Annotated in this window: 13 protein-coding genes; 1 reads left to right on the top strand and 12 read right to left on the bottom strand. The window is 55.1% G+C overall.

What is annotated here, in order from left to right; all coding sequences use genetic code 11:
• Window positions 1-55 precede the first annotated feature (55 nt).
• Genes E0L20_RS04325 through E0L20_RS04355 form a run of 7 tightly spaced genes read right to left on the bottom strand, consistent with a single transcriptional unit; the run spans window position 56 to window position 7,262 of the window.
• On the bottom strand, window positions 56-1,156 hold the full coding sequence (locus tag E0L20_RS04325) for a phage late control D family protein (protein WP_131632885.1): 1,101 nt from the start codon (window positions 1,154-1,156) through the stop codon (window positions 56-58).
• Window positions 1,153-1,638 (bottom strand): phage tail protein, encoded by a 486-nt coding sequence (locus E0L20_RS04330; protein ID WP_131632886.1) that lies wholly within the window; start codon window positions 1,636-1,638, stop codon window positions 1,153-1,155. The genes E0L20_RS04325 and E0L20_RS04330 overlap by 4 nt, the downstream gene beginning before the upstream one ends.
• Entirely contained in the window at window positions 1,638-5,081 is a 3,444-nt protein-coding gene (locus E0L20_RS04335; protein WP_131632887.1) for a phage tail tape measure protein, read from the bottom strand. The genes E0L20_RS04330 and E0L20_RS04335 overlap by 1 nt, the downstream gene beginning before the upstream one ends.
• Window positions 5,074-5,193: a GpE family phage tail protein gene (locus tag E0L20_RS04340; protein ID WP_071842818.1), complete on the bottom strand. Its 120-nt coding sequence runs from the start codon at window positions 5,191-5,193 to the stop codon at window positions 5,074-5,076. Before E0L20_RS04340 ends, E0L20_RS04335 begins: the two co-directional genes overlap by 8 nt.
• 14 nt (window positions 5,194-5,207) lie before the next feature.
• Window positions 5,208-5,510 (bottom strand): phage tail assembly protein, encoded by a 303-nt coding sequence (locus E0L20_RS04345; RefSeq protein ID WP_007848877.1) that lies wholly within the window; start codon window positions 5,508-5,510, stop codon window positions 5,208-5,210.
• 54 nt (window positions 5,511-5,564) lie between these two features.
• Entirely contained in the window at window positions 5,565-6,080 is a 516-nt protein-coding gene (locus E0L20_RS04350) for a phage major tail tube protein (RefSeq protein ID WP_007848874.1), read from the bottom strand.
• Between the two features lie 9 nt (window positions 6,081-6,089).
• Window positions 6,090-7,262, bottom strand: a complete 1,173-nt coding sequence (locus E0L20_RS04355) for a phage tail sheath protein (protein ID WP_131632888.1) — start codon at window positions 7,260-7,262, stop codon at window positions 6,090-6,092.
• 677 nt (window positions 7,263-7,939) lie between these two features.
• On the opposite strand from E0L20_RS04355, the gene E0L20_RS04360 reads away from it, so the two are divergent.
• Window positions 7,940-8,422 (top strand): hypothetical protein, encoded by a 483-nt coding sequence (locus E0L20_RS04360; protein WP_131632889.1) that lies wholly within the window; start codon window positions 7,940-7,942, stop codon window positions 8,420-8,422.
• 281 nt (window positions 8,423-8,703) lie between these two features.
• Here E0L20_RS04360 and E0L20_RS04365 read toward each other — a convergent pair whose 3' ends face one another.
• The 5 genes from E0L20_RS04365 to E0L20_RS04385 are packed head-to-tail and all read right to left on the bottom strand — an operon-like array spanning window position 8,704 to window position 12,462.
• Window positions 8,704-10,038 carry a phage tail protein gene (locus E0L20_RS04365; protein WP_242673385.1) on the bottom strand — a complete coding sequence of 445 codons (1,335 nt, stop codon included), beginning with the start codon at window positions 10,036-10,038 and terminating at the stop codon, window positions 8,704-8,706.
• Window positions 10,035-10,640 (bottom strand): phage tail protein I, encoded by a 606-nt coding sequence (locus E0L20_RS04370; protein ID WP_131632890.1) that lies wholly within the window; start codon window positions 10,638-10,640, stop codon window positions 10,035-10,037. Before E0L20_RS04370 ends, E0L20_RS04365 begins: the two co-directional genes overlap by 4 nt.
• On the bottom strand, window positions 10,633-11,541 hold the full coding sequence (locus E0L20_RS04375) for a baseplate assembly protein (RefSeq protein ID WP_131632891.1): 909 nt from the start codon (window positions 11,539-11,541) through the stop codon (window positions 10,633-10,635). The genes E0L20_RS04370 and E0L20_RS04375 overlap by 8 nt, the downstream gene beginning before the upstream one ends.
• Window positions 11,528-11,887, bottom strand: coding sequence for a GPW/gp25 family protein (locus tag E0L20_RS04380; RefSeq protein WP_131632892.1), 360 nt, complete (start codon window positions 11,885-11,887; stop codon window positions 11,528-11,530). Before E0L20_RS04380 ends, E0L20_RS04375 begins: the two co-directional genes overlap by 14 nt.
• On the bottom strand, window positions 11,884-12,462 hold the full coding sequence (locus E0L20_RS04385) for a phage baseplate assembly protein V (RefSeq protein ID WP_131632893.1): 579 nt from the start codon (window positions 12,460-12,462) through the stop codon (window positions 11,884-11,886). Before E0L20_RS04385 ends, E0L20_RS04380 begins: the two co-directional genes overlap by 4 nt.
• Window positions 12,463-12,520: the final 58 nt, after the last annotated feature.

The raw sequence follows: 12,520 nt of genomic DNA on the forward strand, positions 1-12,520 counted from the left end.
TCACTCTTAACCAGTTCGCAATAATGATACATTATTGTTCTCAATTTGGAACTAATCATTCAACGTCGAACTCATCTATTTTCACTTCGAGATCCAGACTGGTCGTAAACCCGTTATCCGGGCTGACGGTATGCGTCAACGTGGTGATGGTCCACTCCGCATCATCAATGGGTTGCTTAAAGCCGCTCACCTTCACCGGCATTTCGGTGTAGAGATCAGCACGCCCTTCTGCGAGCAGCAGGGAGAATAACGCCACCCCACGCTGCAGTCGCTCCCACTGCATCTTTGCCGCTCGCTCTGCATTGCTGCGGTTTGCATAAGTTCTGTTGAGTACCAGCACGTTTTCATCCGTTCCCACCAGGTAATCGCCCTGTTTTGCTTCCGGCTCCTTTGCCGTGGTGGTTTTGTTTCGACGGCGCTTAACCTTTGCTGTCTCTTTTTTCTTTGGCTCACGGGTATGGAGCCAGCTGGCAATTACCCCCGTATAGGCATCGCGATCAGCCAGGGTAAAACGATGACCGTCACCGGCCTGGCGGGTGATGGTGATAACCGGCAGCGGCTTACCGCTTGCCGTTCTGCCCTGCCCCTGGCGGATAAATAACAGATTGCCGTCCTTAACTGAGGCTATCGCCCCATACTGCCGCGCCAGCTTCATCAAAAAGCTGGCGTCGCTTTCATTAGTCTGGTCAAGATGATCGACAGGCTTGTCCAACAGGTCCTTTCCCAGCGCCATCTTTAATTTATGCCTGCCCGCGATTTCCTTCACAACTTCGCCCACCGTTGTCTGGTGCCAGGACTTTTCACGCCGCGTATTCAGGGTTTCACGGAAATCTGCACTACGCGCGCGGATTGTGAGACGGTCAGGCGCGCCGCTGTGCTCAATCTCATCGACAGTAAACGCCCCTTTCGGAAAAAGCGGCTGACCTTTCCACCCCAGCGCAAACTGAATAATGGCCCCCCGACGCGGCAGAACGATTTGCCCGTCAGAGTCGTCTAGTTCCAGATCAAGCTGGTCCGCTTCAAAGCCCCGGTTATCCGTCAGCGTCAGACTCATCAGGCGCGCATCCAGCACGGTAGTCACATCTTTACCTTCAATGATGATACTGAAACCGGGAGTTTTGCTGTTTAGGTTCAGGAGATCAGAGCTGAAATTCACTGCAGTAACCCTCCAACCGTATTTTTCATATTGCCTATCGCAGAGGTGGCAGATTCCTGCAAATTACTGAGCTGGTCGCTGAGGCTGCCGAACATATCAGACAGCGACTCATCCACACGTTTCAGGCTCAGCGAAAATTCGATACGCCGGGGCATACCGCTCTCAAAAAATTCTGTTTTTGTCTGGCTCAGACTCTCGATCACAAACATGCCGTAAATCGTCCCGCTCCCCTCAATCAGAGGCCAGGCTTTTCCCAGCTCCGCCATCTGCTCCAGCGCCAGCAAAGACAACCTGCCGCCGGTAATCTCCGGCAGCAGGACACCGGACAGCGTAAGCGTATCGTTATCCGGTCCAAGAAACTGCGTTGACGGGCGCCGGTTAACCCGGCTGTTGGCTGCGTGCCGCCAGCTGCGCTGATACTGCAGCTCCTGATAGGGCAATGTTCGCAGCATGAATACGTACAACCCCAGCACCATCATCATTATTCGTAACCCCCTCGATCACTGAAATTACTGCGTGTTTTTGCCCTTGCCCTGCGCTCACGCTCATCAAGCTGCCGGGCCACCTCGCGGGCGACATCCTGCGCGCTTTGCCCTGGCTGGGCGACAATATGAATTGGCGCGCTTATCTCGTACTTAATGACCTGCGGCTGTCTCTCTGCCTTTGCTGACGGCGCCGGTTGCGTCCTGACAGGTACACTGTACGGATGAAGTGGTGCGGCTTCTGCCGGGGCAGCCGCCAGGCCCATTACCCCAGCGACCACGGAAGCGAACACCTTCTGGCGCATAGCCATCGGGTCAGCCCTGTTATCCGTGATTTCCGTAAGGGCCGGTGCTGGCATGACAGCCGCAGCGATATCAGCCAGCTCCGCAGCACGATCCCGACCAGGACGATTTACCGGGGCGTTAACAATCTCAGGAGGCAGTATTAACCTGCTTTCAGGCCGTTGCTCCGGGCTGGCTGTTACATCACGAACGGGGCTTACTGTTGCCGCCAGTTTCACCAGTTCAGTAGTGCGATTGCTTACCGGAAGATTTGCCGGACCGTTCACACTATCAGGCGGCAGAACTATCCCGCGTTCAGGACGTTGTTTAGCGCTGGCCGGTTCCGTCCGGGAAGGATTGAGCGTTGCCGCCACCCTCGCCAGATCAGCAGTCCGTTTCCTGCCGGTGACATTGGCGGGCCCGTTTACGATCTCTGGGCCATTCTCACCCACGATGCCGAACTGGCCGCGCGGAATGGTACCGCCGCTGTCGTACATGCCAGCAAAACCCATCGGCGGGAATCCGCCAGGCGGCAGCACCACTTTACCGTCTGTGCTTACCGTGGCTGGTTGCTGCCGCGTGACCTGCTCAGGAAGCTTCGCTTTGGCCGCTTCCTTGCTGACAATGCCAAGTTTTTCAAGCAGCCAGGAAACGCCCGATTTAAGCGAATCCAGCGGGTGCATGACCATGTTCAGCCCTGCCGCCAGCGCCTCCCCAAACTGCCGCCCCATCGACGCCGCGCTTTGCAGCTCTGCAGAGGTGGATTTAACCGGCGTCAGCAGATCAGTAAACCAGCCCCACAATGCCTGGACCTTGTCACCTATCCACTGAAAAACAGGCTGCAGTGGCTCAAACGCCGCACTGACAGGCGCAGCTGCAGCTTTGAATCCTTCAACCACTCCGCCTAAAAATGCGCTTATCGGCTGCCAGTATTTCCAGACAACCAGCGCCACGCCAGCCAGCGCCGCCACAACGAGCCCTATCGGACTAAGCAGGGCGCCCAGCAATCCAGAAATCCCGTACAGCGCAACGCGAAGGAGGTCCAGCGGGCCGGACGCCAGAAAACGCAGCACGCCACCGGCTGCGGATAATCCCCCGCGCAACGCGGCCAGCGGATTCATTACCATGCCGATAATGTTGCGAATACCAGACATTCCGCCGCGAAGGACAGCAAGCGGCGCACCGGCCAGCGCTTTCAGCGCATTGCCAGCCAGCCCGGCAGAACGGCGCAGGGAGTTAAGGGGAGACGCCAGCAACCCGGCGCTGCTGCCGGATGCCGCCAGGCCACGGCGCAACAGGGAAAGCGGCGCATTTGCCAGCCAGGAGAGCGCGCCGCCGGTGCGGGTCACTGCAGACATAACGGAGGGGAGTGTTTTTACACCCAACACGGACAGGCCAAAACGGATCACCGCCAGCGGCCCCAGCACGGCAGCCACGGCCACCGCCAGCGTGCCGAGCACAACGGTGATCGCAGCTGTGGCTGCAGCCACTTTCATCAGCGTGCCCGCCAGCTGCGGGTTAGCCTCAACCCATCGACGCAGTGCCCCGGTAACGTTTTTGACGTACCCCATGATATCCATCAGCGGCTGGCGCAGGGTTTCACCCAGGCTACTGAAAGCGTTCTGCGCGCCCGTTTTAACAAGCAACCACTGCGCGGAAAGTGAATCCTTATTGATATCGGATTCTTTCTGCATGGAGCCGTTAGCCTCAGTGCCTGAGGTGAGTTTCAGCTGTCGCTGCAGCTCCGGCAGGTTGTTTGCAAGCTTCGCCGCATCGTCGCCAAACTCCTTGCCAAATATCATCGTCATGGCGGACAGGCGTTTATCCTGCGGCAGCTTGTTGACCTTCTCCAGCACGCGCTGAATGGTCCCCATTGCGTCCTTTGTCATCTGCTTTTCAATCTCTTCTGGATTGAGTTTCAGCAGATCCATACCTTCCATGAACCGCTTGCTCTGCATGGTTGCAATCGACAGTTCGCGCACCATCGCATTTGATGCGCTGGCGGCAATTTCAGGCGCGGCCCCCAGAGAAAGGAAGGTGGAACCCAGCGCGGCCGCCTTTCGGAAATCAAGCCGGTCAGCCACGCCACCCATGCGCTGCAGCACATTGATGATATCGCCGCCCTTAGACATGGCGTTATCGTCCAGGTAGTTCAGGGTATCGCCAAGCTGTTCAATATTTCGGGTCGGCACTTTATACAGCTGCGCGATTTTCCCCAGCCCCTCCGCCAGCTCATCAGCGGGCAGCTCGAATGCCGTTGCGGCCTTTGCTGCAGTGGATGCAAAGGCCAGCAGGTCACGCTTCTGGTCTTCGTAAGAATCGTTCTGGTTTGTCACGCCCATGCGGGCGCCACCTTCAACCAGCGCGGCATAGTCAATGGCGCCATTCTCCATCGGCAGCTTTTCACTGGCGGCCTTAATGGCATCCTGCATGTCGTAAAACTGTTTTGTGCGGTTGCCGTTGTCGTCCCGCAGCCCGTTAACCTGCTTTGCAACGCCTTTCATCGCATCTTCCATGCTGGCATAGCTTTTAACGGCTGCCATCACCGGCGCGCCCATCGCCAGCCCGGCGGCAGTAGTCGTTGCTCCCGCGCCCGCGATACGATCCCGCACCTCAAGACGCCGCGAATACTGATCGCGGACGGCGTTCATACGGGCCTGCTGCTCGCCCAGGCGTTTAAGGGATTTCTGCTGTCGGTCCAGCGCCTGCCGGGTTTCGTCGGCATTCTGCCGCAGCTCACGCTGGGCACTGCTCAACTTTTTGGTGTCCAGCCCGGCCTCATTGAGCGCAAGACGCTGACGCTGCACCGACTGACGCAGGCCGTTATATTTGCTCTGCAGCTCGTTAACGCGGTTTTTTGCCTGCTCAAGCAGACGAGCCTGCGCCGCCGTCGGGCGGTTAGTTGCCGAGAACTGCGTGGCAAGCTTCGCCGCTTCTTCGCGTGCGGCTTTAAGACTGTTGCCGGTGACGGCGAGCTGCGCGCTTGCCTTGCGGAAACCGTCAATACGGCCCGCCTGGGCGTCCAGTTCTTTTAATCTTGCGCGGCTTTGCTGAATGGCGGTAGCCAGCTCTTTAGAGCTGGCCTGCGCTGATCGGAATGGGCGGGTGAGCTTATCAACCGCATTTAGAATTACCTGCAAACGCAGGTTAGTGTCACTCATCGCTGGCCCCGCTTCTCTGAATCGCTTTATACCGCCACTCCAGCACTTCGGTCAGCGGCATAACGTCAGTGACGGACGGCGGCCAGTGAAAAATGGTGGCGATATCAGCCACCAGGTCTTCTACCGTCAGGCTGTCGGCAAACCGGCAAGCACCGATTTCTTCAACAAAAAAGTGACCACCTCAACCGACAGCGCGGTGAGATCGGCGGGGTCCATTTCAGCCATTTCCTGAGCGGTCAGCGCGGGCGTGGAGATGCGGGGAATAATCGTCATCATCGCGCCGACGTCCATATCCATGATCGCCTGCAGACGGGTGCCACGCAGCGCGCCGGACTGTGGCTTGCGCAGCACAATTTCGGCAATTTCGGTTTTACCGCGTTTGATTGGGGTGTCCAGCTGTACGGTTTTTTCAGTCAGTTGTTCGCTCATTGTCATTTCCTGTTAATAAGGTACTGGCGCGGCTGCCCGCGCCTTTAAAGTAGATCAGAGGCCCAGGGCGTTGCGGTGTTCTTCCATCAGGTCCACGCCATCAACGATTTCAATCATGTTGATCACATCAACCTCATAGAGCACCTCGCCGTTAATGGTCAGCTTCGCGTAGCTGTTGGTGCTGCTGACTTTAGTGGTGTTGCTCTCCCCGGTTTTCCATTCGCCGGAATCGACTTCTTTATGTCGCCCGCGCACAACCAGCTCAACGGCCTGCACTTCGCCGGTATCGTCACGCTGAATGGAGCCGGTGAAACGCAGCTGGATACCGTCAACGGTGGCTTTACCCATCTGTTTGAATAACAGCAGTTCGGTGCCACCGATTGAAAATTCCGTGTCCAGCGCGCCATCATCCAGCCCCAGATCAACATCAGCCGAACCGGGCATACCGCCGCCGCGATACTTTTCAAACTTGCGGCCGAATTTAGGCAGGGTCAGGGACTCAACAATCCCCTGATAGTTATTCCCGTCGTTAAACAGGTTCAGGTGTTTTAACTTGCGTGGTAAAGCCATATTGTCCCCTTACGCGCTGACCTGGCTGGAGAAATCCAGCAGATACTGATCGGTGATGCGCTGGCGCAGCATCAGGTTTTCCAGAGGCGGTACCGGCGTATAGTCGTAATCGATAGTGAGCTTCCCGGCTTTCAGGGAATCTTTATCGTTTACGGACTCATCCAGCCAGCAGTCGGCGCCGATGATGTAACCCTGCGTTTTCAGGTTGCGCAGTTTGGCGCGAATACCTTCGATAATGTCGCGTGCCAGCGACGGGTTAAGTACGCCATCCACCGCCCACATGTGCGCTTCTGCAATGGTGTCAGCCAGCACCTGCGCGGTGCGGGTGTAGTTTTCAAAGGCAAACAGAGGATCGTCACTGAGGCAGCGGGAACCCCAGAAGCGGAAACCATCTTTGCGGATCAGCGTGGTGACATCGTTCTGGTTCAGCAGCCCCGCATCGGTTGCCGGGTCCTGCAAATCCCAGAACACATCCGCAGAAATGCCGGTGACGCCGTTCACGCCCACGTTGGACAGGGATTTGTGCCAGCCGGTCTGTTCGTCAATTTTGGCACGCAGGCCAAGCGCACGGGCTGAGGCGTAAGCCGTTGCGTCAGCATTCAGCACGGTGTCAAAACTGATGAAATCAGGCCAGATCAGCATCCCCTCACGCTGGCTGAAATTAGCGCGGTAGGCAATGGCCTCCTCTACCGTTTTGCAGCCGTAGGCTGACAGATAGGCGAACCCGCGCAGACTCTGCGCCACGCTCAGTAGCTCGGTTGCAACCGCCTGCGCGTCGTGCCCCGGCACGCCAAGAATGCGCGGCTTAACGCCGAGCTGGGACTGCGCAGATAACAGCGCTTTCATGCCCGTTTTTTTACCGTCAGCTGTCACGCCGCCGATAATGTTGGAGGTTGTTTCCGCTTCGGTTTCGCCCTGCGCCACACGCACAACGACGGTGACTGGTTTAGCCTGGTCGGCAATTGCATCCAGCGAGCGGGCCAGCGTGCCGGACTCGCCTGCTTTACCGCTGGCGGTCAGCACGTCGGTGAGCAGGACCGGTTTATTGAGGGGGAACACGGACGCATCTGCATCATCGCCGGTACAGACCATACCGACAATTGCCGTGCTTACTGTTGAAATGGGGCGGGTGCCATCGTTGACCTCAACGACGCGCACACCATGGTGATAATCCTTAGCCATATAACGAATCTCCTTTAGAAGAGTTTCGCCATGATTCCTTTGTATGAAATGAAAATCATCGAGACCATATTGTCTGATTTATGATACAAAGTGATCGTTGAAGGATTAGCGAGACGATGAGCGTAAGCAATGGTTTTTAGTGAGATTACTGTTCTGTCATGTCAGATAGTTGCGTCTTTACTGATGGGGTGTGATTATTTCATGCCTTCCGCATGGAGAACCAGGGTCAATCAAACTCTTTTTGGATACTTTTCTCGATTAAGAGATAATCTTGACAAGGATATTTCACAGAAAATCAAAGAAACATTCGCACAGTTAAAAGTAATATCTTTTTGTTTATGTTTAATAGCAATTGCATATGTAATATACTATTTTAGAATTTCGTTATATGAAAATTTAACACCTATTTTGTATTTGTGCCTCGCAGTCATTTCAATTTTATGTGCAACTCTGGCCCTACATGTTATTGTTGGCCACGCCGTAAAATTGCTTGTCGCATTGGGCATTGGTGGAGTATTTTTCAGAAGTATTTCTGTTTTCTTACTAAAAACAGAAAAAGGTCCACTTGCCGGAACAGGATTTCTCATGTTACTTATCTCATTCATTATGCGATACGCGAACATTACTCATATCTGAACACAACGAACCAGAAAAAAAATACTTATAAAGGAAGGTATATGATTTTTTATCATGCATCAACAACGAAACATGAAATCGGCGACACATTAACTCACACTCAAAGCAATACGTGCAAATACTATCCAGATGTAAATATTGCATTAGAGAAAGTAAAACCTCAGGGCATGCTTGGTCGAGACAATGCCATCTATATAACCAATGATAGTGCTTTTGCTAAACACTTCATCAGTTCCCAACATAAACAAAGCAAAACCTTTATTTATGAAGTTAGTACCACTGACGAACCTAGCGGACATCCATTCGCTGTAATTCATCAGATAAACAAGCATATTAATAACCTTAACGGCTCAAAAGTCAATGTATTAGCCCTCGAATATTGGCAGCCAAGCCAACAATGGAAGTTTTACGAATACCTTGTTTCTAACATTACAATAACTGGCATTATTGAAGTGGATGACAATGACATCTTACTGGCAACACTTTCATACCAAGATGATATTTCTCTTGCTACATCCATATAACCATAAAATATTATTGGGTGTCATTACAACACCCAACAACCAACCCCACCAGTAAGTTCTACCATTATATTAATTATAGCAAGACACCATCAAGAACAGATGATATTGGGTCAATACTAATGAGAATAGGTTTATTATTTTCATCACTGCACCATTGTTTCCCGTACGGCGTAGGTGTTGTTTTGAACGGATGATCATCATCAGATATATTTGTGCATAAACTCAAATCGTGAATGCCCGGTAATGCTTCATTACAACTTATAGGATCCCAGTACCACATATTAGTACCCCTCCGCAATGTAACTACCCGCAAATTTAGAACCATAAGACGTACCAGCATTTGATGAGAGAGTTGTTAGCTGGATTGCTAAACAAATACTTGAGAGTCCGGCTTGTCCGACCTGAGCACTCTCAAACGTATTCTCAATATTAAAGTCTGCAACTGAACTGTAGTAAGCCACTTCGCTAGTAAAACTGATCGGGTAGGCAACGACGACACCGCTTGCAGGGTTTGGAATAGTTAGTGGCTGGGATGTATACCATCGGCGCCCTACACGTTTAAATCCGTCACTGTAAACTTCGTACCAACCATTTGCGTTAGACCCCTTACTCACCAGGTAGCGAGGCGTTTTCGCCAGTTCAGCAATACCTAGGTACTTCAGAATATCTGCCACCGACTTACCTGAAAGCGCTGTCAGCGTCGTATCCAGTGGCTGCTTACCTGAAAGCGCATTGGTCACCGTGGTAGCGAAGTTAGGATCGTTACCCAGCGCTGTGGCCAGTTCGTTTAACGTATCTAGTGCCGCCGGCGATGAATCTACAAGTGCCGCCAGAGCTGACTTAACAAAAGCCGTGGTGGCAATTTGCGTGTTGTTAGCCGTTTGCGCTGCAGTGGGTGCCGTCGGCGTTCCCGTTAGGGCCGGATTTGCCAGCGATGCTTTCAGTCCGAGCGCGTTATTGAGTAACGTCACCACGGCCTGCACAAATGCCGTGCTGGCAATCTGAGTGGTGTTCGTCCCCGCCGGTGCTGTTGGCGTTTTGGGCGTGCCCGTCAGGATCGGACTTTCTTTCGGGGCATACTGAGAATGCGGATCGGCTGCAGCCAGGTGTTTTGCCATCAGGTCATCGACATATACCCTCAGCTCCAGCACCTTGTCATCGACATACTTGCGGGTTGCCAGCACCACCGCTGGGTCAATTTTCAGGGTAATGGTGTCGGTGCTGCTGGTAATCAGCACCATGCGCATGGTCTGCGTGCGTCCGCTCCCCTCCGCCAGCTGCGGCTTGTAGCTCTCCGGACAGTTGCCCACAGCAATCAGCGCGCCGGTGTCATCAAACAGCCCGACCTCGCGAATCCACCACCCGCCCTCAGTTTCGGGGATCACCTGCTCAGCAATAATCTGGCTGCTGTTCTGCGGGTCGATGTACAGCATGTTGAGATCGGCTCGGCGCTTTTCAGCAATCAGCCTGGTCTGCTGTGCGCTGGGTGTGGGAAGCACACCGCCACCGTCGCCCACCGCCATCTGGGTAATTTTCAGCGGAACGCCAAGCGCGGCGGCGCTCGCCAGTTTCGCCGCGCCGATCTCCGTCAGCAGGGTGTAGAATTTTGCGCTCATGGATTCACTCTCACTGTGTCGATAACGTGGACCGCCCCGCCCTCGTAAGCGGTGCCGCCAGAAATAATGGTTTCGTTGATATACGGGTAAATTGTGATTTCTTCGCCGGTATAGGTGGCTGCGCCGACAAAATACGGCCCGCCGCTTTGCAGATTGATGGACATGCCGATCAGATGACGACTGCAGGGTTTGGCGTCACTGATGAGCCGCTCCAGCTCCAGATAGGTTTCTTCAGTGATGCCCTGGTCCTGCACACCGATATCCAGGCGAAACGTGCCAGGCTGTTCACCGGTCTGCCACCATTCGATAATGCGGATCAGGAAGCCGAACGGCTCCACCACGCGACGCACGGCGCTGGTCGTCCCTTTGTGCTGATGTATATAGAACGCATCCTGCACCACCCGGCGCTTTACGCTTTCTGTCCAGCTTTCGTCCCATCGGTCCACAGAAAACGCCCACGCCAGATACGGCAGGAAACTGACCGGACAGGTTGCCGGGTTCCACAGGTCACGCAGCGGAACCCCCAGCCCCGAAATACCGCTGCAGCTCTGCGCCAGTCTGCGCTCAAGCGGCGATGAGCCAGGCGGTAGCAGACTATACATCCGTGCCTCCGTTGGTCACATTCCACTGCGTGCAGGAGGCGGCCTGCGTTTTGTCCAGCACCACATCAGCCAGCGGAGACGCCAGCTCTACACGCTGCACACCTTCAACATGCAGCGCGGCATACAGGGCACTGCGGCGGATATCCCGCCCGAGCCGTGTCTGGCTGGCGATGTACTTCTGCAGGCTAGATTTTGCCGCCGCCAAAACCGGCTCCGCCTCCGGTCCAGGATAGAGAAAAATGTTGGCATCCACGCTGTACGGGATAATTTCGGCGCTGCGCACCGTCAGGCGGTCTGCCACCGGACGCACGCTCTCGCTGTTCAGCGCCTTTTCAACCACGGCCAGTAGGTCATTTTCTGCCGTGCCGTCACCTTCGCGGCTCAGTACGGTCAGAACCACCTCCGCCGGTGCCGGGCTGGTTGCGCTCGCATCCGCCACGCGACCGTCCGCACTTCTGGCATGAAACTCATAGGCTGCCGTCGGCCCGGCAACGGACAGCCCCTCAAATGCTGCTGGTACGCGCAGACGCAGCGCCTCGTCGCTTTCCATCACAGCAGCAACAGGCGGCACGGCGTCGTTATCGGCAGGCGTCACCGTCAGGCGCTTCACGTTATAGTTGGCGGCCAGCTGCTCCAGATCGCCGCCGAGGGCATATGCGACCATGACCGCCTGCGCCGCCTCGTTGATACGCTGGCGCAGCAGAACTTCACGGTAGGTACTTTCCTGCAGCTGTTTGGTGATAGGTTCAGATTCGAGCGACAGCGTGCGCGCGACGGCGGCCTGCTCATCCACCGGATACATCGCCACAAAGGCGGCCTTGCGCTCCGCCAGGAGCGTCTCAAAATCCGGCACGTCCACAATCTGCGGTGCGGGGAGCTGTGAAAGGTCAATGACCGCCATTGTCTGCTCCTGTTGATACGGAAAGAGAAACCGGCGCGCCGTTGTTACGCTGCCCGGTAAGGTCAACCACCATGGAGCCGTCAAAATTGCTTCTGATGGTGATGGATTCCAGCGTCAGGCGAGGCTCCCAGCGACTCAGCGCCATATACACCGCTGACATGATCTGCAGGCGCAGCGCCGGATTTTGCGGCTGGTCAATCAGGACGGACAGGAGGGAGCCATATTCCCGACGGGCAATACGACTGCCCTGCGGCGTCAGCAGAATGTCGCGCACCGACTGGCGCAGATGGTCAGTGTCCGTGATGGCTTTCCCGTTGTTCTGACTCATGCCGAGATACAGCGTCATACCGGACCTCCCGACGTGTCGCCGCCTGATTTAACTTTATTGTGCGCGTGGTTATCCACCACGATCCCGTTGGAACTCATCGGGCCGCCGCCCTGCGTGACAGCGCCGTTGATCACCACTTCGCTGTTGATGCGCGTGGTGCCAGCGTCCACCACAAATTCAGCGGTTTTGACGGTGATATTGTCGGCCGCCTCAATAACCATGGATTTTATACCCCTGACGTGCCAGCGTCCGGTGGCGGGTTCGTACTCAAACCAGCCCCCGTCCGGGTACTGCGTCACGCTGCCGTCTACGGAATCCGACGGCGGCGCAAACTGGCTGGAGTAAATAGCTGGTAGAGCAAAAGCGGTTTCGAGATTGCCGCCCATGCTCAGGACCACCACCTGCTCATCCGGCGACGGGCACCACCATGTACGGGCACCTCCGGCACGCAGCGTCAGCCAGTTAATCCAGTTGGTTTCGAGTTCGCCTACCTTTATCCGGCACAGCCAGTTGTCCCGGTCCACTTCGGTCACGGTGCCGGTGCGGATCAGGTTGGTGATGAGGCGCATGATTTCTGTGAGTTGTGTGTTCATAAGATGCATTATTAAGTTTCCCAAACCTTCATGCATCTGGTATAGAATGTGCTAATCC

Origin of the sequence: Enterobacter wuhouensis, assembly GCF_004331265.1 — a bacterium.
GTDB classification, from domain to species: Bacteria; Pseudomonadota; Gammaproteobacteria; order Enterobacterales; family Enterobacteriaceae; genus Enterobacter; species Enterobacter wuhouensis.